The sequence below is a fragment of the Streptomyces sp. WAC03905 genome (assembly GCF_057371075.1).
Genome location: NZ_JBXYDZ010000003.1, coordinates 5348572 through 5372163, shown reverse-complemented (window position 1 = coordinate 5372163; position 23592 = coordinate 5348572). Strand labels below are relative to the sequence as shown.

The following is a 23592-nucleotide window of genomic DNA, read 5'->3' as shown; positions in this document are numbered from 1 at the left end:
CAGCATGTCCAAGATCAAGCCGGCCAAGGGCTCCCCCTACGCCCGCATCCTCGGTGTCGGCGGTTACCGCCCGACCCGTGTGGTGCCCAACGAGGTCATCCTCGAGACCATCGACTCGTCCGACGAGTGGATCCGTTCCCGCTCCGGCATCGCGACCCGGCACTGGGCCTCGCCCCAGGAGACCGTCGCCGCGATGTCGGTGGAGGCTTCGGGCAAGGCGCTGGCCGACGCCGGCGTCGCCCCCGAGCAGATCGGTGCGGTGATCGTCTCCACGGTCTCGCACTTCAAGCAGACCCCGGCCGTCGCGACGGAGATCGCGCACCGGATCGGCGCGGTCAAGCCCGCCGCCTTCGACATCTCCGCGGGCTGCGCCGGTTTCGGCTACGGCCTGACCCTGGCCAAGGGCATGGTGGTCGAGGGGTCCGCGCCGTACGTCCTCGTCATCGGCGTGGAGCGGCTCTCGGACCTCACGGACCTGGAGGACCGCGCGACGGCCTTCCTGTTCGGCGACGGCGCCGGCGCCGTGGTCGTCGGCCCCTCGGACGAGCCGGCCATCGGCCCCACGGTGTGGGGTTCGGAGGGCGACAAGTCCGAAACGATCAAGCAGACCGTGCCGTGGGACGAGTACCTCGGCAAGGACGCCGGAGAGAAGTTTCCGGCCATCACGCAGGAGGGTCAGGCGGTCTTCCGCTGGGCCGTCTTCGAGATGGCCAAGGTGGCCCAGCAGGCGCTCGACGCCGCCGGGATCACCGCGCAGGACCTGGACGTCTTCATCCCGCACCAGGCGAACATGCGGATCATCGACTCGATGGTGAAGACTCTGAAGCTGCCGGAGCACGTCACGGTCGCCCGTGACGTCGAGACGACCGGCAACACGTCGGCCGCCTCGATCCCGCTCGCCATGGAGCGGCTCCTGGCGACCGGAGCGGCGAAGAGCGGCGACACCGCGCTCGTCATCGGCTTCGGGGCGGGGCTCGTCTACGCCGCCACGGTCGTTACCCTCCCCTAGGGCCGGGATCCACATCCCGGTCTTCCTACCCAGTTACCAGAGAAGGAGCGCCACATGGCCGCCACGCAGGAAGAGATCGTCGAGGGCCTCGCCGAGATCGTCAACGAGATCGCGGGCATCCCGGTCGAGGACGTCGAGATCGACAAGTCCTTCACCGACGACCTGGACGTCGACTCCCTGTCCATGGTCGAGGTCGTCGTCGCCGCCGAAGAGCGCTTCGACGTCAAGATCCCGGACGAGGACGTCAAGAACCTCAAGACGGTCGGCGACGCCGCGGACTACATCCTGAAGCACCAGGCCTGAGCCTGACGAGCGTTTGTCGCCACCCGGCGGTGGCGCCGTGACAATTCAGCACCCCCTGAGACGTGGAGAAAGAATTCCTGTGAGCCCGACCAATCGCACCGTGGTCGTCACCGGTATCGGCGCAACCACTCCGCTGGGTGGCGACAGCGCTTCGACCTGGGAAGGTCTGCTCGCCGGCCGTTCCGGCGTCAAGCCCCTGGAGGGCGAGCGCTTCGCCGAACTCCCGGTACGCATCGCCGCCCCTGTCGCCGTGGACCCGAGTGAGGTCCTGCCCCGGCCGCTGGCCCGCAAGCTGGACCGTTCGGCGCAGTTCGCCGTCATCGCGGCCCGCGAGGCGTGGGCCGACGCCGGTTACACCGCTCCGGCCGGCGAGGACGAGGCCGTGGCGCCCGACCGGCTCGGCACCGTGATCGCCTCCGGCATCGGTGGTGTCACCACGCTGCTCGACCAGTACGACGTACTGAAGGAAAAGGGTGTGCGCCGGGTCTCCCCGCACACCGTCCCCATGCTCATGCCGAACGGCCCGTCGGCCAACGTCGGCCTGGAGGTCAACGCCCAGGCGGGCGTGCACACTCCGGTCAGCGCCTGCGCGTCCGGCGCCGAGGCCATCGGCTACGCCGTCGAGATGATCCGTACCGGCCGCGCCGACGTGGTCGTCGCCGGTGGCACCGAGGCCGCGATCCACCCGCTGCCGATCGCCGCCTTCGCCAACATGATGGCGATGTCGAAGAACAACGAGAGCCCGCAGACGGCCTCCCGCCCCTACGACAAGGCGCGCGACGGCTTCGTCCTGGGCGAGGGCGCGGGCGTCGTCATCCTGGAGTCCGCGGAGCACGCCGCCCGGCGCGGTGCCCGCGTCTACTGCGAGGTGCTGGGCCAGGGTCTGTCCGCGGACAGCCACCACATCGCGCAGCCCGAGCCGACCGGTCGCGGCGTCGCGGCCGCGGTGCAGAACCTGCTCGACAACACGGGTCTCGACCCGGCCGAGCTGGTCCACGTCAACGCGCACGCCACGTCCACCCCGCAGGGTGACACCGCCGAGATCAAGGCCCTGCGCAAGGTCCTGGGCGACGACCTCGACCACATCGCGATCTCCGCGACCAAGTCGATGACGGGTCACCTGCTGGGCGGCGCGGGCGGTATCGAGACCGTCGCGACCGTGCTGGCGCTGTACCACCGCCTGGCCCCGCCGACGATCAACGTCGACGCGCTCGACGACGACATCGACGCGGACATCGTCGTGGGCGAGCCGCGCAAGCTGCCGGCCGACGGCCCGATCTCCGCGATCAACAACTCGTTCGGCTTCGGCGGTCACAACGTGACCCTGGCGTTCCGCACCGTCTAGTACGCGGTCCGCGACACGACAGAAGGCCCACCCGGGTGATCCGGGTGGGCCTTCTGCGTCGGGCGGGTCAGACCACCTGGTGGAGCCAGCGGACCGGCGCGCCCTCGCCCGCGTGGCGGAAGGGCTCCAGCTCGTCGTCCCAGGGCTTGCCGAGCAGTGCGGCGATCTCCGCCTCCAGCTCGGTCTCACCGCGCGCCGAGCGTGCCAGTGCCGCGCGCAGCCGGTCCTCGGGGATCAGGATGTCGCCGTGCATACCGGTGACGGCGTGGAAGATGCCCAGCTCCGGTGTGGAGCTGTAGCGCTCGCCCTCGGCGGTCGCGCAGGGCTCCGCGGTCACCTCGAAGCGCAGCAGGTGCCAGCCGCGCAGCGCGGAGGCGAGGGTCGCGGCGGTGCCCGCTGCGGCCTGCCAGGAGAACTCGGCTCTCCAGGTGCCCGGCGAGGCGGGCTGCCTGATCCAGTCGAGGTTCACCCGCACCCCGAGCACCCCCGCTACGGCCCATTCCACGTGCGGGCAGAGCGCGCGCGGTGCGGAATGCACGTACAGAACTCCACGTGTCGTCACCGGGACCTCCAGTGGTGGACGAGGTCGGGAATAAACTCCAGAAAACGGACAGTTTGTGACGTGATGTAATGTAACGGAAATTTTTTGACATTGCGCTACGGGAGCTGCGGCCGAAACGCCACGGGAAAAAGCTACCGTGCGCCGGGGGTCATGGTGTGACGTACGGTCGCTCCAAGGCCTGTAAACACAGAGCTTTCACTCAGCAGGACCCCCCGATCGGCGTGGGGGCCACAAGGAGGGGTCCTTCCCATGCGCACCACCGCCGCCGGACGCCGCGCGCGCCGTAGCCTCGCGGGCGCGGGAGCGGCGGTCGCGCTGCTGGCCGGGGTTCTGAGCGGGTGTCAGTCGGGCGGGTCGCCCGACCGCGGTGAGCGCGGATCGCAGTCGGCACCCCGGTGGAACACCGCGCCCACATCGGTCGCGGCCGCCGGTGACTCCATCACGCGTGGCTTCGACGCCTGTTCGGTCCTCGCCGACTGCCCCGAGGTCTCCTGGGCCACCGGCAGCGACCCCGCCGTCCGCTCCCTCGCCAGCCGGCTGCTGGGGGAGGCCGCGGTGCCCGAGCGCAGCTGGAACCACGCGGTGACCGGCTCGCGCATGGCGGACCTGCCGGGCCAGCTGACGGCGGCCGCCGCGCACAAACCCGACCTGGTCACGGTGATGGTGGGCTCGAACGACGCCTGCCGCCCGACCGCTTCGTCGATGACCCCGGTGGCCGACTTCCGGTCCGGCTTCGAGCAGGCCCTCGCCCAGCTGCGGGCCGCGTCCCCGGCCTCCCAGGTGTACGTCTCCAGCGTGCCGGACCTGCAGCGGCTCTGGGAGCAGGGCAAGGACCTGCCGATGGTGCGCCAGGTGTGGAAGCTGGGCATCTGCCAGTCGATGCTCGCCGATCCGCTGTCGCTGGCCACGGGGGCCACGGCCCGGCGCGAACAGGTGCGGGCGCGGGTGGTGGAGTACAACCAGGTGCTGCGCGAGGTCTGCGGGAAGGACCCGCTGTGCCGCTACGACGGCGGCGCGGTCTTCCAGTACCCCTTCGCGGCGGAGCAGTTGAGCCGGTGGGACTGGTTCCACCCGGGCAAGGAAGGACAGGCGAGGCTGGCGGAACTGGCGCACCGCCAGGTGACGGCGGCCGAACCGCCGCGTTGACGCCGGCGGGGCGCAGGGTCCGGGGGCGGGTGTCAGGGCCCGCCCCCGGACCGGTTTTCAGGGGTGATTTCCGGCCATACGGCGTGTCACGCGATGTGGAGCGTGGCGGTCAGCCGGGTGTCACCGTGCGCCCGGCTCGCGCGGACCTCGTAGGTACCGTCGATCCGGCGCCAGCCGCGGGCCTCCTCGTCCCAGATCTCGAAGGCCCGGGCGGGCAGCGCGATCTCGGTCTCGACGCTCTCGCCGGGACCGGCGGTGACGCTCGCGAAGCCCGCCAGCCAGCTCGCCGGGCGCTCGACCGTCGTGCTCCGTGCGCCGTCGGACGCCGTGGACACGGGCGCCAGGTAGACCTGGACGACCTCCCGGCCGGGCCGGGTGCCGGTGTTGGTGACGCGGACGCGCACGGTCCCGGCGGTGGCCTCCAGGGAGTCGTACGCCCAGTCGGTGTAGCCGAGGCCGTGCCCGAAGGGGTAGGCGGGGATGATGCCGTGGCGTTCGTAGGCCCGGTAGCCGATGAAGAGGCCTTCGGTGTACTCCAGGCGGCCGTCCGTGGGGACGACCTCGGTGACGGGCGCGTCGGCGAACCGCCCGGGCCAGGTCGTGGGCAGGCGCCCGCCGGGCTCCGCCTCCCCGAGGAGTACGTCGGCCAGCGCGGCCCCGCCCTCCTGCCCGGGGAACCAGGTCAGCAGGACGGCGGCGACGTCCTCGCGCCACGGGAGCTCCACCGGGGAGCCGGCGTTGACGACGACCACGGTGTTCGGGTTCACGGCGGCCACGGCCCGCACCAGGTCGTCCTGGCGGCCCGGGAGGGCGAGGTCGCTCCGGTCGAAGCCCTCGGACTCCACGCGCTCGGTGGTGGCGACGACCACGACGGCGGTGTCCGCGGCCCGGGCGGCGGCCACCGCCTCGGCGATCAGCTCGTCCGGATCGCGCCGCGGGCCGAGGTGGAGCAGAGAGAACATGATCGCCCTGAGCGGGAGGGCGCTCAGGTCGGGGACCTGGAAGGTCAGCGACACCGCGACGGGCTCGCCCTCGGTCAGGGTGACGCGGGCGCGCTCGCTGGGCGCCCCGAAGAACGCCTCGAAGGGGTCCGCCTCATCGCCCGTCTCCTGGACACCGCTCCACAGCTCCCGCCCGCCGACGGCGAGGACGAAGGCACCGAGCCCCCGGGTGCCGAAGACGTGCTCGCCGCTCTCGCGCGGTACGAACGTACCGCGCACCTCGATGCTCGCCATCGTCTCGTACGAGACGCCCGCGGGCAGGTCGTCACCGATCCACTGGACCTGGCCGGTGGGCAGGCCGCCCTCGCCGAGAACGGCCCCGGAGGCGTCGCGGCACACGGCGACGAGATCGAAGCCCTTGTCGGCGGGGGCGGGCTCCTCGGAGGGGTCGGCGCCGACCGCGTAGGTCAGGGCGCCGTCCGGGAGGGCCGCGGCGAGTCCGTCGAGCGGGGAGACGACCCGTTCGGGGAAGACGGTGGCGCTGCCGCCGCCGAGCACCCGGGCGTCGCGCGCGGCGGCCCCGAGGAGGGCGACGGTGCGGCCGGCGGAGGTGTCCAGGGGCAGGATGCCGTCCTCGTTGCGCACGAGGACGGAGCCGCGGGCGGCCAGCTCGCGGGCCAGTGCCTGGCCGTCGACGGGGGCCGGGGCGGTCTCGACGACCGCGGGCGCCCCCTCCAGGACCCCGACGCGGGCGGCGAGGCGCAGGACGTTGCGCACGGCGTCGTCGACGGCGGACTCGGGGACCTCCCCGGCGCGCACGGCCTCGGCGAGGGCGGGTCCGTAGACGGTGGTGGGGCCGGGCATGGCCACGTCCATGCCGCCCAGGATGTCGCCGGCGGTGGAACGGGCGGCCATCCAGTCGGAGACGTTGGCGCCGTCGAAGCCCCACTCGCCGCGCAGGACCTCGTTCACGAGGTACCGGTGCTCGGTCATCGTGGTGCCGTTGACCTGGTTGTAGGCGGTCATGATGCCCCACGGGTGGGCGTTGGCGACGATGGCCTCGAAGGGGGCCAGGTACAGCTCGCGCAGCGGTCGCGGGGCGATGACGCTGTCGACGGTGAAGCGGTCGGTCTCGGCGTCGTTGCCGACGAAGTGCTTGACCGTGGTGCCGACGCCGCCGTCCTGCACGCCGTTCACGTAGCCGCTGCCGATGGCCCCGGTGAGGTGGGGGTCCTCGGAGTAGCACTCGAAGTGCCGGCCGCCGAGCGGCGAGCGGTGCAGGTTGACGGTGGGTGCGAGCAGGACGTGGACGCCCTTGCGACGGGCCTCCTGGGCGAGGAGCCGGCCGGCGCGGCGGGCGAGCTCCGGGTCCCAGGTGGCGGCGAGCGACGTCGGGGAGGGCAGGGCGACGGACGGGTCGTCGGCGGTCCAGCGCACGCCTCGGACCCCGACGGGGCCGTCGGACATCACCAGGGACTGCAGCCCGATGGCGGGGACCGCGGGCAGGGACCACATGTCCCGGCCCGCCAGGAGCAGGGCCTTGGTGTCGAGATCGAGCTTTGCGAGCGCCGCCTCCACGGCGTCGTCCCGTATCTGGTCGCGGACCTGATCGGCATCGGTCACGGCCGAGCCTCCTCGTTGAGAGCGGTGCGGTTGCGCGTGCGGCGCGGTGCGGTGGCCCCATCGTGAACCCGGTGCCTGTTGAACGGTAGGGTTTGTTATCCCTTCGTGATGTTCGCATGCCGTACGGTCCTCCTACGGTCCTGTGGACCGGAGCGGACGGAAGGGGTGCTGCCATGGCGATGGCCAGGGCGAGGAGCGAGGAGCGCCGCGGGGAGATCGTCCGCGCGGCCGTCGAGGTGATCGCGGAGCGCGGCTACCGGGGCGCGTCCCTGGGTACGGTCGCCGAGCGCGTGGGCCTGACCCAGCAGGGGCTGCTGCACTACTTCCCGACCAAGGAGGCGCTGCTCGTCGCGGTGCTGGAGGAACGCGACCGGTGGGACACGGGCGGCGGCTCGCGCGCCGCGGCGGACACCTGGCGTCTCGACCTGCTGGCCTCGCTGGTGGAGTACAACGCCATGCGCCCCGGGATCGTGCAGACCTTCTCGGCGCTGCTGGGCGAGAGCGTCACCGACGGGCACCCGGCCCGGGAGTTCTTCACCGAGCGCTACGCACAGGTCCGCACGGAGATGGCGGCGGTGCTGCGCACGGAGTTCGGCGACCGCCTGCCCTCGGGGCTGACCCCGGAGCAGGCGGCGCCGCTGCTGACGGCGGTCATGGACGGCCTGCAGTACCAGTGGCTGCTGGCCCCCGAGTCGGTGGACATGCCCGCCGCCTTCCAGGCCTTCCTGACGCTGCTGCGCGGGCCGGCGACCTCTTCGGGGGACACCCCCTAGTCGACCTGGAGCTCGCCCATCCGGCTCCAGCCGTTCGCGCCCTCGATGGTGGTGCTGACGATCTCGGGCGTACGGGTCACCATCGGCCGCATGGTCTCCAGCGCGGCCTTGAAGTGCTCCGAGGTGACGTGCGCCTCGGCGGCGTCGTCCTGGAAGGCCTCGACCAGGACGTAGGTGTCCGGCTCCTCCAGACTGCGCGACCACTCGAACCAGAGGTTCCCGGGTTCCGCGCGGGTGGCGCGGGTGAAGGGCGCGACCTTGTCGGGCCACGCGTCGACGTATTCGGGCTTGACGGGGAATTTCACCACAATGAAGATCACACGGGCATTTTATGCAGGTTGATCCACACCGTGGGGCGAAGTCCCGGCCCGGGTGGGTCAGGCGGGTTCCGGGACCCGGGGGTGGTGGTCCGGGCGGGGGATGGTGCGGTCCGGCTGCGGGACCACGGCTTCCGTGCGGTCGGAGAGCAGGGCGGGCAGGACGACGGCGACGGCAGCCACCGCGTAGACGCAGGTCCACAGGGCCCAGCCGCCGGGCGGGGCCCAGTGGGCGGAGGTCGCCACCCACGAGCCCTTGGTGCCGACGGCGAAGCGGCGCAGCGTCCAGTAGAAGGCCGCCATGTCGGCCAGGGCCAGGCCGGCGACGGAGAAGCCGACCAGCCGGCGCCAGGGGAAGCCGTACCCGGGGGCGCGCGTGGCGCAGATCAGCACGGCCATCAACGGCAGACCGACGGCGAAGGGCAGCAGGTAGCGGCCCTGCCACACCATGCCGATCCGCTCCGCCTGGGAGGCCTGCGCGATGACCGGCAGCATCACGACCGCCGCGAGCATGCCGAGCACGGCCACCACCTCGCGCCGGCGGCCGTGGACGAGGGCCAGCACGACGACCGTCGCGAGGACCGCCATCCACACCAGGTACATGAGGCCGGGCGGAGGGGTGTCCAGCCAGCCGAAGAAGCCGAGCATCTGCTTGATGTAGACCTCGGTGTTTCCCAGGGTCCGCTTCGCGGCCACGGCCGTGGTCAGCTCGTCCGGGATGTCGATCCTCGAGTTGTCGGGGTGACGAGCGGCCCAGAGCAGCGCGCCGACCGCCGCCAGGCCCAGCAGTCCCGCCCAGAGCCACAGCGCCTTGCGGCGCAGCACCTGTCCCAGCACTCCGCGCCGCTGCGTCAGCAGCAGGCAGAAGACGACCGCCCCGCCGAACCAGATCAGGCCCAGCGGCCGGATGTTGATCAGCACCAGGCCGCCGATGCCCAGCCGGGCGAGCCGGCGGTTCAGCAGGACCGGATCGGGCGACAGGACGATCGACAGCAGGGCCGTCCACACCAGGATCCCGGCGGCGATCTCACCGCCGCTGGGGTTGACCATGCCCGACATGTAGAGGGTCATCGGCGTGGCCGCGGCGAGGACGCCGAGCATCGCCAGCGAGCGCCGCCGCCATTCCGCGGCCGTGACCACCGCGCTCGCCAGCAGGGCCGAGCAGAGCAGCGCCGACATGAAGCGCATGAGGTACAGGCCCTTGGGGCCGTCGACCAGCAGGCTCGGCCAGCCGGTCACCAGGTAGTAGCCCGGGTGGTAGCGGCCGGCGGCCGTGGTGGCCTGCACGATCTTCTGGCTGTTGCCGAGGGAGGGCGCGCAGGACGCCGGCTGGGCCCACCTCCACGAGTAGCACTCGTGCACGGTCGGGAGATTGCGGTACCACTCCGGGAGCTGCACCCCGGTCTCGGCGAAGTTGCCCTCGATGCCCGCGACCGTGTGCGGGACCATCACCTCGGGCCCGCCGATCTGGCCCCGGGCGACGGCGGCGGCACGGATGAAGTGCGCGTGCTCGTCGGGGGAGCTGCCCAGCGGACTGGCGGCCGCCCACGCGCCGGTGAGCGTGCAGAACAGCGCGAACGAGATCAGCCAGAGCCGCTTGGGCGTCCTGGCCGACCAGTCGGCCAGCCGCGTCAGTGCGGAAGTCATCGGTCCCCCGGGGTCATCGGATGAAGCTGAGCCAGCTCTGGTCGCCGTCCTTGGAGCACGTACCGCCCGGCGCGTACTTCGGGCAGCTCCCGTCCTGCTCCGTGATGGTGTGCGACACCCACGGCAGGATCCGGTACGTGTTCTCCTTGGCCGGCATGTAGCGGTCGGCCATCGAGGAGGAGACGGTGCCGAGGAGCAGCAGCAGGGCGCACAGGGCTCCGATCACCGCGCCTTCGCGGCCCGGGAATCCGGTGCCGCCCGCGCCCTTCGCGGCGGTCCCGGCGTCCGGCACGGACTGCGCGCGGCGCGCGGCCATCCGCTGCGAGACCAGATGGGCGACGAGCGCGCAGAGCAGCAGCCCGCAGTAGAGCAGCTGGTTGTTCGTGCGGGTGTAGAGCTGGACGGTCTGCGTCTCGTACATGTGCGAGGCGATGTACATGCGCATCACCCACGCGCTGATGAACATGGCGGCGATGGTGACCACCATGGGCTTGCGGATGCCCAGCCAGATCGCGGCGCCGAGGCCGGCGAAGGTGACGAGGGCGAACAGTCCGACCCCGCCGTACTCGCCGGGCAGCGGCCACTCGCCGACCTTGCCGGGCATGTCCGTGCGCCACATGAGGTAGTAGGCCGGGTCGGTGAAGTTGTCGAACCGGAAGTTGTAGTCCTTGGTGGTCTGCCCCTCGGTCAGCATCACCACGAGGTAGCGCCCGGCGACCACGAGGAAGGCCACCAGGGAGGCACCGAGGAAGGCCGCGCCCTTGATCCGGCCGAGCCGGCCCTCCCGCCACGGGAAGTACAGCACGGCGGCGAACAGCACGCCCGCCGCGCTCCACAGGAACCAGCCCGAGTAGGTGAGGAAGAGCACGCCGAGCAGCGCGCCGAAGCCCGCGCCCTTGAGCAGCAGCGGACGCCGGCCCTGCGTGGCGCTGCGGCTGAGCGACACCACCATCGCCACCAGGACGGGGACCAGCACCACGAGGACGGTCTGGCTGTACGGCTTGTACGCGTCGATCAGTGCGAAGGCGGGGGCGACGCCGAAGGCGAGGGCCCGGACGGGCCCGAGCAGCATGCGCCAGGAGAGGTAGACCAGCGGCCCGAACGCGGCGGCGCCGAGGATCTGCAGGTCCTTGAAGGCGTAGGCGGTGTTGCCGCCCCGGAACCACTCGGCGTAGTGGCCGAGGGTGTACAGGGGGGCCGGCGGATAGACCGGGGAGCCCGACGGGCGGCCGTTGGCCACCGCGTGGGCCCACTCGACGATGCGGCCGCTGTCGCCGTTGAGACCGAACATCGGCCAGGGCGTCCCGTGGAGGGCGACGACCGCGCCGGCGGCGACGAAGCCGCTGGCCAGGCCGGCGAGGGCGGCGGAGGCGAACCGGGTGGCCAGGTCGAAGTGCCGCCCGCGGCGCAGCCGTACGGCCAGTGCCACCGCGCCGATGAAGACCAGGCCCATGAGCGCGAACCGCAGCTGGATCGCGGCGAGGCTGCTGACCTGGGCGATCCGGTCGAGCGGGTTGAAGTCGAAGCCGCGTGCCAGCAACGGCAGCGCGAGTGCGGCGGCGAAGGCGACGGCGGCTTCGAGGAACAGGAGGGTGCCGCGTGAACCGAGCCCGCGTCGGGCTGCCCGTATCGGGCGGGCGGGCGCGGCCGGTCCGCCCGGGGGCAGCACGGTCGCCGTGCCCTCGGTACTGACTGTCACTGCTGTGTCCCTACTGCTGGTCGGTCCTCGGCCCGGTGGCCGGACGTGGCTCGGCAAGCCGCTGCGCGACTCCGGCCCTCGCCGAAGCTCCGGGCCAGGGCGGACTCCAGGGCAGGGAGAGACAGCCTTGGCACTTGCTGCCATGCATCCTACGGGCCCGGGATACTACGCCGTATCCGGGAGGCGGTGCTTGGCGCCCCACTCCCCCAGCGGTTCCAGGGCGGCGTTCAGGTCCTGGCCCAGCGGGGTCAGGGAGTACTCGACGCGCGGCGGGACCTCCTCGTACACCTCGCGGTGCACGATGCCGTCGGTCTCCAGCTCGCGCAGCTGGGCGGCGAGCACCTTCTCGGAGACCCCGGGGACGAGCCGGCGCAGCTCGCCGAAGCGGCGCGGACGCTGCTCCAGCATCCACAGGAGCGACACCTTCCATTTGCCGTCGATCACGGACATCGCCGCGGCGATCCCGCACTCGTCCGCACCGGGCCTCCGTGTCACCGCCATCGCGCACCCTCCCGACCTGCTCGCTCACCTTGGGGTAACCACCCACTCCGAAGTGCGTACTTGAGCACCGCACTGCCTGCCAACAGGCTAAACGTCATGACCGACACCACACCGCGGAAATCGCTCACCCTGCTCGGACTCGGCGACATGGGCACCGCCCTCGCCCGTACCTGGCTCGCCGCCGGGCACTCCCTGACCGTCTGGAACCGCACTCCCGCCAAGGCCGGGCCGCTCGTCGCCGAGGGCGCCGTCGTCGCCGCGAGCGCCGCGGCGGCGGTCGCGGCGAACACGCTGGTCGTGACCTGTCTGCTGGACGACGCCAGCGTCCGCGCCACACTGGAGGGCGCCGACCTGACCGGCAAGGACCTCGTCGACCTGACCACCGGCACCCCCGCCGAGGCCCGCGCCCGGGCCGCCTGGGCCGAGGCCCGCGGCGCCCGCTACACGGACGGCGGGATCATGGCCACGCCCGACATGATCGGCGTCCCCGAGGCCGGAGGGTACGTCTTCTACAGCGGCTCGCGGGCCCTCTTCGACACCCACGGCGCGACGCTGGAGGTCCCGGCCGGGGCCCGTTTCGTCGGGGAGGACCCCGGGCACGCCGCCCTGCACGACGTGGCGCTGCTCAGCGCGATGTACGGGCTGTTCGCCGGCATCTCGCACGCGTACGCCCTGACCGAGGGCGAGGACGTCGCCCCGAAGGACCTGGCTCCGCTGCTGTCGGAGTGGCTGGGCGCGATGGGCTTCTTCGTCGGCAACGCCGCCGAGCGGCTCACGTCGCGGGACTTCACCGGTGGCGTGGTGTCGAACCTCGCGATGCAGGTCGCGGCGAGCGGCACCCTGCTGCGGACCGCCGAGGAGCAGGGGGTCAGTGCCGAGCTGATCTCCCCGTACCTGGACCTGATGCGCCGCCGGCTGACCGCGGACCCGTCCGTCCACGGCGGGGAGGACACGGCGGGGGCGATCCTGCTGCTGAAGCGCTAGGTCCGGTCGTCAAAGTGGCGCCGGTCAGGCCCGCGGTGTCCGGTGCCGTGCATCGCAAGGCGGAGGGGCGCCCGAGTACTGGACGTACGTGGGCGCCCCGACAACGCGGCGAGGTGCGGTGCCGGGCGCCGCGGGCCAGGTGCAACTTCGACGACAGGGCCTAGCGGCGCTCCGGGCGGGTGGTCAGGGAAAGGCCGGCGGCGGTGGTCCGAAGCCCGCGGGGGTGGCCTCGGCCGGGGTCTCCTCGGTGCGCATCAGGTCGCGCGCCATCAGGGTGGCTCCCGCCACCGCGCCCGGCATCAGGAACACCGCGACGAGCGGGACCAGGAACGCCAGCACCAGCGGGACTCCGAAGCCCAGCACCAGCATCCGCCGGGACCGCAGCAGCACCAGCCGCTCGGGGAGTTCCATCTTGCGGCGCTGCAGGGCGACCGAGGTCAGTTCCTGGGTCAGGAAGCAGCCGGAGACGCAGAAGCCGAGCGCCGGGACGACGGTCTGGCCGATCACGGGGACGAAGCCGAGCACGAAGAGCCCGATGCCGTACAGCACCACCCGCCCGAGCACCTTCACGCTGTCCCGTGCCGAGATCCACAGCTCCCGCCAGAGCGGCAGGCCGGACTGCGGGACCTCGCCGCCCTCGCTGCGGTCGACCTGCTCCGAGAGGGACTCGTAGAAGGGCTGGCCGATCAGCAGCGTCACGGCGGTGAAGGTGATCACCGCGAGGAAGAGCCCGAGGCCGAGGAAGAGGGCCGTGAGGAAGCCGCGGAAGAGGCCGGTCCAGGGGGCGGACCAGTCGTCGGCGAAGGGGGTCGCCCAGGCGGTCAGGTCGTCGGCGCCGTAGCCGAGCCCGATGAGCGCGCCGGCGTAGAGGGCGAGCGAGACCAGCCCGGGCAGCAGCCCGAAGCCCAGCCATCGCCCGTGTCGCAACACCCATCGCTGTCCGGCCAGCAGGTACCGGAAGCCCCCCGCAAGATCGTGCATGGCGCCAGTCTACGGCGAGGGCCGCACCCCGATCGGGGTGCGGCCCTCGTCGTGCGGCTGCCGGATCAGACGGCGAGCTCGACGGTGATGTTGCCGCGGGTGGCCTTGGAGTACGGGCAGACCTCGTGGGCCTTCTCGATGAGTTCCTTGGCGGTGGCGGCGTCCACGTTCGGGATCACGGCGGAGATCTTGACGATCAGGCCGAAGCCCTCGTCGTTCTTGCCGATGCCGACCTCGGCGGTGACCGTGGAGCCGGAGATGTCGGCGTTCACGTTCTTGGCGACGACGCCCAGGGCGCCCTGGAAGCAGGCGCTGTAGCCGGCGGCGAAGAGCTGCTCCGGGTTGGTGCCGGCGCCGGAGCCACCGAGCTCCTTGGGCGGGTTCACGACGACGTCGAGCTGGCCGTCGTTGGTGGCGACGCGGCCGTCGCGGCCGTTCTCGGCGGTCGCCACGGCGGTGTACGCGACGTCGGACTGCTGGATGGACATGAAGAATGTTCCTCCTGGTAATCGCCGCGACTCGCGCCCACGGTCACGACGGTTGTGGGGTGAGCCTAACCGGTGAAGGAAACGATCATCTTTCCGGTGTTCTCTCCGCGGAGCATGCCGAGGAAGGCGGAGGTCGCGTTCTCGACGCCCTCGACGACCGTCTCGTCGTAGTTCAGCTCGCCGGAGCGCAGCCACCCGGCGACGTCCTGGACGAACTGCTGCTGGAGGCCGGCGTGGTCGCTGACGAGGATGCCCTGCAGGCGCAGGCGCTTGCCGATGACCTGCATGAGGTTGCGCGGGCCGGGGGCGGCCTCGGTGTCGTTGTAGTGGGCGATCGCACCGCAGAGGGTGGCGCGGCCGCCGACGTTCATGGAGGAGATCGCGGCTTCCAGGTGGTCGCCGCCGACGTTGTCGAAGTAGACGTCGACGCCCTCGGGGGCGGCCTCGCGCAGCTGCTCGGCGACGGGGCCGTTCTTGTAGTTGAAGGCGGCGTCGAAGCCGTACTTCTCCGTGAGGAGCTTCACCTTCTCGTCCGAGCCGGCGGAGCCGATCACCCGGGACGCGCCCTTGATCTTCGCGAACTGACCGACGAGGCCGCCGACCGCACCCGCGGCGCCGGAGACGAAGACGGAGTCGCCCTCCTTGAAGGAGGCGACCTCGAAGAGGCCGGCGTAGGCGGTCAGGCCCGGCATGCCGAGGACGCCGAGGTATGCGGAGAGCGGGGCGAGGGAGGCGTCGACCTTGGTGGCGTGCTTCGCGTCGAGCTCCGCGTACTCGCGCCAGCCCAGGCCGTGCAGGACGTGGTCGCCGACGGCGAAGCCCTCGGCGCTGGAGGCGACGACCTCGCCGACCGCGCCGCCGTCCATGGGCCGGTCGAGCTGGAAGGGCGGGACGTAGGACTTCACGTCGTTCATCCGGCCGCGCATGTACGGGTCGACGGACATGTGCAGGTTGCGCACGAGGATCCGGCCGGCCGCGGGCTCGGCGGACAGGGGTACCTCGCGCAGGGCGAAGTCCTCGGCGACGGGCCAGCCCTGCGGGCGACGGACGAGGTGCCACTCGCGGCTCACGGCGGGAATCTCAGACATTGCGGCGCTCCTGGTAAGAACGAAATTGCTTCACTAGGTGAAACAACCATGCGCCTGGATATTTCATGTTGTCAAGTAAACGGGTACGCTGGATCCATGCCCAGTCGTCGTGTAGACCCAGTGACCGTCGAGGTCGTCGAACTCATCGGTGACGTCGTGACGCGGTACCACACGGAGTACGAGCACGCGGCGGCCAGCCAGCAGCTGACCGGCGCCCAGGCCAAGGTGCTGAACCTGCTCTCGATGGAGCCGACGCCCATGCGGCGCATCGCGCAGAAGCTGCGGTGCGAGCCCTCCAACGTGACGGGCATCATCGACCGGCTGGAGGGCCGGGGCCTGGTCGAGCGCCGCCCGGACCCCGCCGACCGGCGGGTGAAGCTGGCCGCCCCCACCGAGGAGGGGCTGCGGACGGCGGAGCGGCTGCGCGAGTCGCTCGACTTCGCGCGCGAACCCCTGGCCGGGCTGTCCCCGGCGGAGCGGGCGGTGCTGCGGGACCTGCTGAAGCGGATGCTCGGCTGATCGGCCGGGTCCGCCCCGCAACCACGGGTCCGCCCTAGGTCCTGTCGTCAAGGTGGCGCCGGTCAGGCCCGCGGTGTCCGGTGCCGTGCATCGCAAGGCGGAGGGGCGCCCGAGTACTGGACGTACGTGGGCGCCCCGACAACGCGGCGAGGTGCGGTGCCGGGCGCCGCGGGCCAGGTGCAACTTTGACGACAGGGCCTAGAACCAGCAGAAGAGCCAGCAGTCCTTCGTCGGCGTAGGAGTGGGGGTGGCGGTCGGGGTCCTGGACTGGGTCGGCGTCGGATTCTGGCTGCCGACGGGCCCGCCCGGTGAGGGTGAGCCGGAACCGCTGCCCTGCACGGACGGCTTCGGACCCGGGCTGCGTGAGGCCCGCCCGGACGTGGTGGGAGCCGGTTCGGGCTCCGCCTCCGTCGGGCCGGGTTCGCCGGCGGCCGTGGGCGCGCCGGTCCCGGACTTCTTCGTGGTCGAGCCGCCCGCCTTCGCGGTGGCCCGGCCGGACCCGGTGGGCGCACCGAGCGTCGGCGCGTCCGGCAGTGGAGCGGGATCCCGGGGCGCGTCGTCGGTCAGGACGACGTCGGAGGCGCGGTCGGTGGTCTCCCCGTCGGCCGCCATGCCGGCCACCGTCACGGAGCCCGCGGCCGCGAGCAGCACGCCGAGCGAGAGGGTCAGCACGGTCCGGCGGCGACGCCGGTTCGTGGCCCGCCGCCGGGCGCCGGCCCTGCGTTCGTCCGGGGCGGAGAGCACCACGAGCGAGTCGGCGAACACATCGGCCAGCACGGCCGGCGGGTCCGCGGCGGGCCCTTCCACGACGGGCGGCCCGGGCGGCCCGGCGGCGGGCGCTGCGGGTATCAGGTACTCGGCAGGCGTTCCGCATCCGGCGCACGCCAGCGCGCCGTTGAGGTGCCTCCGGCAGGCGTGGCAATAGTTCATGGCGCCCGCAGGCTACGCCGTGTGCGGCAACATCCGGATCCCGAGAACGTAAGGATCCTGTGTGGAATCGTTCCCTCCATGACATCTTTCGGGCCGGCCGCGTTCCAGTTGGTGCTGCTGCGGCGGATGGCCGACTTCCAGCCCGACCTGGCCGACGAGGCCCGCCGCCGGCTGGGCGCCTCGCTCGCCGACCAGCGGGAGGCGAACAAGCGCTGGCAGGCGATGGGGCGCTCGCCGCGCGCCCGCGGGGCGCTGTCCCGCTACCGCTCGGTGCTGGGGGCGCCGGAGTCCGCCGAGCCCCGCTCGATCGGCGACCTGGAGTGCGAGGCCCTGCTGTGGCCGCTGCCGCTCTGGCCGGACCTGCGCTTCGAGGTGCTGGCGGCGCCGGACGGGGCGGTGTGGAACGAGTGGCTCGTACGGGCCCCGGGCGCGCGGGGGCCCGTACTGGCGACTGCGGACGACCTGCTGCCCTGGTCGGCGACGGTCGACGAGGTGGCGCGGGCCTTCGCGCCGGTCCGGCCGATGGAGGGCACCGCGCCGACGCGCTGGCGCCTCGCCTTCACCGCGCAGGACCGGCACCACGTGGCCGAGTTCACCTACGGCCTGCTCCAGCGCGTGGCCACGCCCCTGGGAGCGTCCTAGCACCGTGTCCGCGAAGTCCCGCCTGCCGGCGGGCGGCCGGCGCTACTTCGCGGACGCTCCCTGGCGGTAGGCGTTTCGGGCGGTGCGGGTGATCCGCCTGAGCGGGGACAGGGCGTACCCGGCCGTCACGTACCCCGCGCCGGCCGACAGGGGTGCGAGCGCGCCGAGGACCAGCAGTACGGAGGAGCCCAGCGGATCGTGGGACCTCTCCCGCCCGGCGGCGCGGCAGGAGGGCGGCCCGCCGTCCGCCGGTCCCGCGCAGCCGGCGGGCGCCAGGACGACCTGCTTCTCCGGCCCCAATTCGAAGAGGGGGCCGTTCCCCCTGCTCACGGCTTGTTCCGCGAGCAGGAACACGACGGCGAGCAGCGCCGTCCCGGCCATCATGAACACCCCGCCGTAGAGACAGGTGAGGCGCAGGCGGGTGACGGGCCGGCGCCGCGGCGCAGGCCGCCCGCCGGTGTCGCGGGCGCGGACCCGGTCCGGCATCGGCACTTCCCCCCTCGGGCACGACGACCTCCCCACTGTCGCCCGCGCCCCCTAAGCAGCGCGTCAGCACCGGCCGCCGCCACCCCCGGCGGCACGGCCTACGAGGCGAGGAAGGCCCGCACGCCGGCGGAGGTCCCGTCGTCGCCGAGCAGGTCGTTGTGCGCCAGGCAGCCGACCGGGGTGTTGGTGGCACCGGCGAGCGGGACGCTGTCGTCGGGGTTGATCACCTCGTCGCAGTTCGACCAGAACGTCGCGTACTTCACCGCGCCCGGGGTCGGGTCCCCGCCGCCCAGGTTCTTCACGACGTACGAGCCGGGGGTCATGTCCCGGCACGCCTGGTCCCACAGGGCGCAGGCCCAGGCGGTGGAGGTGCCCCGGTTGGGGCCGGCGAGCGAGACCCAGTGGCCGACGGCCGCCGCTCCCCCGCCGAACTTGACGTACCAGCGGCTGACCAGCGAGCCGAAGGAGTGCGCCACGACGTCCACCTTGGCGGCGCCGGTGTCCCGGCGGACCTGCTCGACGTAGGCGGCGAGCCGGCCGGCGAGGACCTCGTTGACGGACTGGTGGGTGTCGTAGCCGAAGGAGAAGAGCTCCGCGTCGGCGTACCCGTCCGCGCGCAGGTCGGCCCTCAGGGACCCCCAGACGCCCGGGTCGGCGTTGTAGCCGTGCACGAAGACCACCGGGCTGCGCGGTGATGCCCGGTCAGGGGTCGGGGCGGACGCCGGCGCCGGACCCCGGCCGGCGGCATGGGCCGCGGCGGGCGCCATGAGCGCCAGGCAGAGCGTCAGGAGCGCGATCAGTCCCTGTCGAGCCGTCAGCATCCGGTCCCCCTTACCTTGTTACGCGCGAGTAGCGCGTGCGGTGCGGGCATGCTGCTGCCTGTCGGTACAGAAATCCACCCCCATGCAGCCGCGACACACCCACGGCCGGAGCATTCCAACGGGCGAAGAGTCCGAAATGCCCGAGATGATAGGACAAGCGACCGGCACTTCCGCCGGTCCTCTTGCGTCAGCGCTCTCGGGAGGTTCTGCCGTGACCGTCAGTCTTGAGCAGTTGCGCCGCTGCCACGTCGCCGTCGACCTGGGGGCGGCCAGGACCCGCGTGTACGTCAAGGGGGCCGGCCTCGTGGTCGACGAACCCAGCGTAGCCGCGGTCAACACGCGCACCGGCGCACTCATCGCCGTCGGAACCTTCGCCGAGCGGATGACCGGCCGCACGCCCGACTACATCAGGGTCGTGCGCCCCGTCTCCGGCGGCACCGTCGTCGACATCGAGATGGCCCAGCGGATGCTGCGCCACCTCCTCGGCGAGAAGCTGCGGCGCGCCCTGCGGCGCAAGCCGCGGCTGCGGGCCGCCGCCTGCACCCCGCACGACGCGGACCCGCTCGCCCAGCGGGCGGCCGTGGAGACCCTGGTCGGACTCGGCGCCCGGCGCGTCGAGCTCGTCGACACCCTGATCGCGGCGGCCGTCGGCTGCGGACTGCCCGTGGAGCAGCCGACCGCGACGATGATCATGGTGTGCGGAGCCGCGGCCACCCAGGTCGCCGTCCTCTCCCTCGGTTCGATCGTCACCGCCCAGCGGATCCCCGTCGGCGGCGAGGCCATCGACCACGCCGTCGTCCAGCACCTGCGGCACGCGCACGAGCTGATGCTCCCCAGCCAGGCCGTCCGGCCGCTCCAGCTGGCGCTGCACGGCAACGGCCTCACCTCCGGCGGGCCCGCCTCCACCCTCATCCACGGCCGGGACGTGGCCACCGGACTGGCACGTTCGGTCCACGTGGACACCGCGGCCGTACGCGACGCCATCCACACGCCGCTGACCGCCGTCCTCGACGGGATCGGCAAGGTCCTGCGGGACTGCCCGCCCGACCTGGTGGCCGACCTGACGGACCGGGGGATCATGATGGTGGGCGGCAGCGCCCTGCTGCCGGGCCTCGACCAGATGCTGCGGGACGCCACCGGCATGCCCGTCGCCATCGCCGAACGGCCCGACGTGTGCGCCGTGATGGGTCTCGGCGCGATGCTCGAAGGGAAGATCGCCCCCATGGTCCTCAACCCGCTGGCCGGATGACGGACGCCGCACGGGAACCGGCCCGGGAACCCGACGGCCCTCCCCACGAGCACAACGAGGACAACGGGGACAACGGGGACAGCGGGGACAGCGGGGACAGCGGGGACGACGCCGACGGCGCCGACGACCCGCACCACGGGGGCCACGGCCGCGGGAACCACGTGGAAGGGCACGTCGCAGGACACGGGAGGCCCGCCGACCCGTCCGACGAGGACGCGGCGAGCCTCCCGGTGCTGCTGGAGGCCGTACTGAGCGTCGGCTCCGAACTGGAACTGCGCGCCACCCTCCAGCACATCGTGGATTCCGCGGCCGAGCTGTGCTCGGCCCGCTACGTCGCGCTCGGGATCGTCGATCCCGAGCGCGTCCTGGTGACCGCCCTGTTCACCGCCGGGCTGACCGAGGAGGAACGGGCGGCCGTCCCCCACCTGCCGGACGGCCGCTCCGGCCTGCTCGGCGTCCTCGTCGAGGACCCCAGGCCGCTGCTCCTGGACGACCTCTCCCAGGACCCGCGGGCCGCAGGCTTCCCGCCCGGCCACCCGCCGATGCGCAGCTTCCTGGGAGTCCCGATCCGGGTGCACAGCGAGGTCTTCGGCAACCTGTACCTCACGGAGAAGCGCGGCGGCGGCTCCTTCACCGAGGACGACCTCGCCCTAGTACGCGTCCTGGCCGCGCAGGCGGGCATAGCGATCGGCAACGCCAGGCTCTACGAGACCGCCCGCCGCCGCGAGCGCTGGATCGACGGGGCCGCCGCCGTGACCACGGCCCTGCTGGCGGGCCGCCCCGCGGCGGACGCCCTGATGTGCGTGGCCGAACGCGCCCGGCTGCTCGCCGACGCCGCCGCCGGGGTGGTGCTCCAGCCGACCCCCGAGGGCGGCATGGAGATCGTCGCCGCCTCCACCCAGGGCGACCCCGGGGACCTGGTCGGGACGGCGATCGCCCCCGGATCACCGGTCCTGGAACAACTCCTCGGCGGCGAACCGGTCTTCATCGACGACTCGGCCACCGACCCGCGCATGACCACCCCCGTCCGGGAACGGTTCGGGCCGAGCATGATGCTGCCGCTCCAGAGCGGCGGCCGGCTGATCGGCACCCTGGCCCTGCCGCGCGCCCGCGGCGGTCCGGCGTACGACGCCGTGGACCGGCTGCTCGCCTCGCAGTTCGCCTCCCAGGCCGCGCTGGCCCTGGTCCTGGCGGACGCCCAGCACGACCGGGAGCAGCTCGCGGTGTACGAGGACCGCGACCGGATCGCGCGCGACCTGCACGACCTGGTCGTCCAGCGGCTGTTCGCCACCGAGATGATGCTGGAGAGCACGCGGCGGCGCGCCGAGAACGCCCCCTCCGGGGACACGGTGGGCGACGAACTCACCCGCGCCGTCGACGAACTGGACTCCACGATCCAGGAGGTCCGCACGGCCATCTTCGCCCTCCAGCAGCCGCCGACCGACGCCCCGACCGCTTTCCGCGGGCGGGTCCTGCGCGAGACGGGCGGCGCGGCGGTGCTGCTCGGCTTCCAGCCGTCGGTGCAGTTCGCCGGCGCGGTGGACGCCCTGATCCCGGCGGCCGTGGCGGGCGACCTGCTCACGGCCCTGCGCGGCGCCCTGGCCGCGGCGCACCGGCGCAGCCGGGTCACCTCGATCGAGGTGCTGGTGGACGCGTCGCCGGAGCGGGTCCGGCTGACCGTGACGGACGACGGCCGCACGGAATCGGGGGCGCGGGGCACGACGGTGACGTGGGAGGCGGCGCTCTGACGCCGGCCCCGCGTCAGAGCGCGCCCGGGCGGCCGGCCGCGCGCAGGGCGATCCGGGTGTTGGACTGGGCCACCCCCGCCTCCCGCTTCAGGCGGCGCAGCAGCCCGTCGAGGGCCGCGGGATCGGCGGCCCGGGCGCGTACGAGGTAGTCGTGCGCGCCGGTCACGTGGACGACCTCGGTGATCCCGGGGAGCTTGTCGACCTGCCGCTCGAACTCCTCGTTGGTGGTGTCCTGGCGCAGGGTGACGTCGATGAAGACGACGAGGCCGCCGGCCGTGTCGGCGGCCGGATCCACCACGACGGTGAACCCGCGGATCACCCCGTCCCGGCGCATCCGCCGCACCCGGTCGGCGGTGGCGTTGGCGCTGAGGCCGACGCGGACGCCGAGGTCGCGGTACGAGATCCGCGCATCCTCCTGCAGGATGCCGAGGATTTCCCTGTCGAGGCGGTCCATACCGCGATTCTCGCAGCCGGAGCCGATATGCGCGTTCGTACCGCGGAGGTGAGGTCCGAGGCTGCCCCCATGAGCGAACTGATGACGCCGGCCCTGGCGGGCGCCGCCGCAGGCCTGGGCGTGGCGATGCCGATGGGTGCGATGAGCGTGCTGCTGCTCCAGGAGGCGATGCGGCACCGCCGGGCGGCCATGGCCGCGGCCACCGGCATCGCCGTGGTCGACCTCGGCTACGCGGCGCTCGCCACGGCCCTCGGCCCCTGGGTGGCTTCGCACGTCTCCCCGATCGAGGCGTGGGTCCGGCTGGCCTCGGCGGCGATCCTGCTGGCCATCGCGGCCCACGGCCTCGCCGGATCCCGGGCGACACCCCCCGACCCGACGACCGGGGCGGACGATCCGGCGCCTCCCGCGGCGGCCGGCTCCGCCGCGGCCGGTCCCGCAGGAGTCGGGCGGACCGTCACCGGCCTCCGCCCCGCCAGGACCTTCGCCCGCTACGTGGCCCTGACCGCGATCAACCCCACCACCGCCCTCTACTTCGCCGCCCTCACCACGGCCCAGGGCGCCACCCTCGGCTCCGGCCCTGCGGGGGCCGCCTTCCTCGTCGGCGTCGGCGTCGCCTCCCTCCTCTGGCAGCACTCCCTCGTCGCGCTCGGCTCGCTGGCGGGCGCCCGCATCTCCGCCACCGCCCGCATCTGGACCTTCCGCCTCGGCTACGGCCTGGTCGCCGCCTACGCGCTGAAGATCGCCTTCCCGCTCCCGTGACCACCCCGCCCTCCGGGCCGGCCACGGGCCGCGGCGATACTCGGTCCCGTGAAGATGGGGATCCAGGGTTTCGAGCCGTCCTTCCTGGTCGGAACCGACACGGTCCGGCAGGCGCACGGAGCGCGGCTGGCGGCACTCGTCGGCCGTCGGCTGACGGGCTTCGCCCTGGTGCGCTTCGCCGAGGACGGGGACCCGTACGCCGACTGCCCGGTGGTGCTGGACTTCGAAGGCGTCCAGGTGGAGATCTGCCACTGGAAGTTCGACGAGCTCTCGATCGGCTGGGACACGATCAGCACGTCCGCCGCGATCGCGGGGTGGGAGGAGTCCGGCCTGACACCCCAGTGGTCCCACCGGGACGAACGGCTCGAACCCTTCGTCGGCCGCGAGCTGTGCGACGTCGCGCTCCTCGAATGGCGGCCGGAAGCGGCACACCGCGACCTGGCCGCCGGGGCGGTCACGGTGGAGTTCGTCTTCGACGCCGGAAGCCTGCGCATCGCCAACGGCATGGACGAGAACAGCATCGAGACCGGTGCGGCCCCGCCGGAGTACGTCCGGCACCGACCGGTTCGCTGAGCGG

The 23592-nt window shown here is 72.7% G+C and carries 25 protein-coding genes; 12 read left to right on the top strand and 13 right to left on the bottom strand.

Annotation, left to right across the window (positions count from 1 at the left end):
• The first annotated feature begins 4 nt into the window (after positions 1–4).
• From AC2RP6_RS26755 to fabF, 3 genes are all read left to right on the top strand, one after another.
• Complete coding sequence (locus AC2RP6_RS26755) at positions 5–1009, top strand: beta-ketoacyl-ACP synthase 3 (RefSeq protein ID WP_486448496.1); 1005 nt, start codon at positions 5–7, stop codon at positions 1007–1009.
• A 54-nt stretch (positions 1010–1063) separates the two neighbouring features.
• The gene (locus tag AC2RP6_RS26750) at positions 1064–1312 is read left to right on the top strand and encodes an acyl carrier protein (protein ID WP_125816520.1); all 249 of its coding nucleotides are present in this window, start codon (positions 1064–1066) and stop codon (positions 1310–1312) included.
• 79 nt (positions 1313–1391) lie between these two features.
• A complete protein-coding gene (fabF, locus tag AC2RP6_RS26745; RefSeq protein WP_486448495.1) occupies positions 1392–2657 on the top strand; it encodes a beta-ketoacyl-ACP synthase II in 1266 nt (421 codons plus the stop codon).
• A 67-nt stretch (positions 2658–2724) separates the two neighbouring features.
• Here the strand turns inward: fabF and AC2RP6_RS26740 are convergent, their stop codons facing one another.
• A complete protein-coding gene (locus tag AC2RP6_RS26740; RefSeq protein WP_486448494.1) occupies positions 2725–3219 on the bottom strand; it encodes a DUF3145 domain-containing protein in 495 nt (164 codons plus the stop codon).
• Between the two features lie 249 nt (positions 3220–3468).
• Between AC2RP6_RS26740 and AC2RP6_RS26735 the strand changes: the two genes are divergently transcribed.
• On the top strand, positions 3469–4365 hold the full coding sequence (locus tag AC2RP6_RS26735; protein ID WP_486448493.1) for an SGNH/GDSL hydrolase family protein: 897 nt from the start codon (positions 3469–3471) through the stop codon (positions 4363–4365).
• A gap of 86 nt (positions 4366–4451) precedes the next feature.
• Here the strand turns inward: AC2RP6_RS26735 and AC2RP6_RS26730 are convergent, their stop codons facing one another.
• Entirely contained in the window at positions 4452–6929 is a 2478-nt protein-coding gene (locus AC2RP6_RS26730; protein WP_486448492.1) for a beta-glucosidase family protein, read from the bottom strand.
• Between the two features lie 179 nt (positions 6930–7108).
• Between AC2RP6_RS26730 and AC2RP6_RS26725 the strand changes: the two genes are divergently transcribed.
• Positions 7109–7702 carry a TetR/AcrR family transcriptional regulator gene (locus AC2RP6_RS26725; protein WP_486450457.1) on the top strand — a complete coding sequence of 198 codons (594 nt, stop codon included), beginning with the start codon at positions 7109–7111 and terminating at the stop codon, positions 7700–7702.
• Here the strand turns inward: AC2RP6_RS26725 and AC2RP6_RS26720 are convergent.
• The 4 genes from AC2RP6_RS26720 to AC2RP6_RS26705 all read right to left on the bottom strand — a co-directional run bounded on the left by AC2RP6_RS26720 (position 7699) and on the right by AC2RP6_RS26705 (position 11866).
• Positions 7699–8022: a putative quinol monooxygenase gene (locus AC2RP6_RS26720; protein ID WP_486448491.1), complete on the bottom strand. Its 324-nt coding sequence runs from the start codon at positions 8020–8022 to the stop codon at positions 7699–7701. The two genes, AC2RP6_RS26725 and AC2RP6_RS26720, sit on opposite strands and share 4 nt — an antisense overlap.
• Before the next feature lie 57 nt (positions 8023–8079).
• Positions 8080–9666 carry a DUF2142 domain-containing protein gene (locus tag AC2RP6_RS26715; RefSeq protein WP_486448490.1) on the bottom strand — a complete coding sequence of 529 codons (1587 nt, stop codon included), beginning with the start codon at positions 9664–9666 and terminating at the stop codon, positions 8080–8082.
• A 13-nt stretch (positions 9667–9679) separates the two neighbouring features.
• Complete coding sequence (locus AC2RP6_RS26710) at positions 9680–11365, bottom strand: hypothetical protein (RefSeq protein ID WP_486448489.1); 1686 nt, start codon at positions 11363–11365, stop codon at positions 9680–9682.
• Positions 11366–11530: 165 nt separating this feature from the next.
• Positions 11531–11866, bottom strand: coding sequence for a winged helix-turn-helix transcriptional regulator (locus AC2RP6_RS26705; RefSeq protein ID WP_486448488.1), 336 nt, complete (start codon positions 11864–11866; stop codon positions 11531–11533).
• A gap of 96 nt (positions 11867–11962) precedes the next feature.
• On the opposite strand from AC2RP6_RS26705, the gene AC2RP6_RS26700 reads away from it, so the two are divergent.
• Entirely contained in the window at positions 11963–12850 is an 888-nt protein-coding gene (locus AC2RP6_RS26700) for an NAD(P)-dependent oxidoreductase (protein WP_486448487.1), read from the top strand.
• A gap of 183 nt (positions 12851–13033) precedes the next feature.
• Here the strand turns inward: AC2RP6_RS26700 and AC2RP6_RS26695 are convergent, their stop codons facing one another.
• The 3 genes from AC2RP6_RS26695 to AC2RP6_RS26685 form a co-directional block, all read right to left on the bottom strand.
• Positions 13034–13831 (bottom strand): EI24 domain-containing protein, encoded by a 798-nt coding sequence (locus AC2RP6_RS26695; protein WP_486448486.1) that lies wholly within the window; start codon positions 13829–13831, stop codon positions 13034–13036.
• A gap of 65 nt (positions 13832–13896) precedes the next feature.
• Complete coding sequence (locus AC2RP6_RS26690) at positions 13897–14319, bottom strand: organic hydroperoxide resistance protein (RefSeq protein ID WP_030657091.1); 423 nt, start codon at positions 14317–14319, stop codon at positions 13897–13899.
• 65 nt (positions 14320–14384) lie between these two features.
• Entirely contained in the window at positions 14385–15407 is a 1023-nt protein-coding gene (locus AC2RP6_RS26685; protein ID WP_486448485.1) for an NADP-dependent oxidoreductase, read from the bottom strand.
• A gap of 96 nt (positions 15408–15503) precedes the next feature.
• On the opposite strand from AC2RP6_RS26685, the gene AC2RP6_RS26680 reads away from it, so the two are divergent.
• Positions 15504–15926 (top strand): MarR family winged helix-turn-helix transcriptional regulator, encoded by a 423-nt coding sequence (locus tag AC2RP6_RS26680; protein WP_486448484.1) that lies wholly within the window; start codon positions 15504–15506, stop codon positions 15924–15926.
• Between the two features lie 198 nt (positions 15927–16124).
• Here the strand turns inward: AC2RP6_RS26680 and AC2RP6_RS26675 are convergent, their stop codons facing one another.
• Complete coding sequence (locus tag AC2RP6_RS26675) at positions 16125–16856, bottom strand: SCO2400 family protein (RefSeq protein ID WP_486448483.1); 732 nt, start codon at positions 16854–16856, stop codon at positions 16125–16127.
• A 78-nt stretch (positions 16857–16934) separates the two neighbouring features.
• Here AC2RP6_RS26675 and AC2RP6_RS26670 point away from each other — a divergent pair, with 78 nt between their 5' ends.
• A complete protein-coding gene (locus tag AC2RP6_RS26670) occupies positions 16935–17498 on the top strand; it encodes a hypothetical protein (protein WP_486448482.1) in 564 nt (187 codons plus the stop codon).
• A 42-nt stretch (positions 17499–17540) separates the two neighbouring features.
• Here the strand turns inward: AC2RP6_RS26670 and AC2RP6_RS26665 are convergent, their stop codons facing one another.
• Positions 17541–17984, bottom strand: coding sequence for a hypothetical protein (locus AC2RP6_RS26665; protein ID WP_486448481.1), 444 nt, complete (start codon positions 17982–17984; stop codon positions 17541–17543).
• 98 nt (positions 17985–18082) lie between these two features.
• Complete coding sequence (locus tag AC2RP6_RS26660) at positions 18083–18805, bottom strand: esterase/lipase family protein (protein WP_486448480.1); 723 nt, start codon at positions 18803–18805, stop codon at positions 18083–18085.
• A gap of 211 nt (positions 18806–19016) precedes the next feature.
• Between AC2RP6_RS26660 and AC2RP6_RS26655 the strand changes: the two genes are divergently transcribed.
• Together AC2RP6_RS26655 and AC2RP6_RS26650 are read left to right on the top strand one after the other, a co-directional pair.
• Complete coding sequence (locus AC2RP6_RS26655; protein ID WP_030037471.1) at positions 19017–20054, top strand: rod shape-determining protein; 1038 nt, start codon at positions 19017–19019, stop codon at positions 20052–20054.
• Positions 20051–21802, top strand: coding sequence for a sensor histidine kinase (locus AC2RP6_RS26650; protein ID WP_486448479.1), 1752 nt, complete (start codon positions 20051–20053; stop codon positions 21800–21802). The genes AC2RP6_RS26655 and AC2RP6_RS26650 overlap by 4 nt, the downstream gene beginning before the upstream one ends.
• A gap of 13 nt (positions 21803–21815) precedes the next feature.
• On the opposite strand, the gene AC2RP6_RS26645 is transcribed toward AC2RP6_RS26650, so the two are convergent.
• A complete protein-coding gene (locus AC2RP6_RS26645) occupies positions 21816–22256 on the bottom strand; it encodes an Lrp/AsnC family transcriptional regulator (RefSeq protein ID WP_486448478.1) in 441 nt (146 codons plus the stop codon).
• Between the two features lie 69 nt (positions 22257–22325).
• Here AC2RP6_RS26645 and AC2RP6_RS26640 point away from each other — a divergent pair, with 69 nt between their 5' ends.
• Both AC2RP6_RS26640 and AC2RP6_RS26635 read left to right on the top strand, forming a co-directional pair.
• Positions 22326–23015, top strand: coding sequence for a hypothetical protein (locus AC2RP6_RS26640; RefSeq protein ID WP_486448477.1), 690 nt, complete (start codon positions 22326–22328; stop codon positions 23013–23015).
• A gap of 54 nt (positions 23016–23069) precedes the next feature.
• Positions 23070–23588 carry a hypothetical protein gene (locus tag AC2RP6_RS26635; protein ID WP_486450456.1) on the top strand — a complete coding sequence of 173 codons (519 nt, stop codon included), beginning with the start codon at positions 23070–23072 and terminating at the stop codon, positions 23586–23588.
• Positions 23589–23592 lie beyond the last annotated feature (4 nt).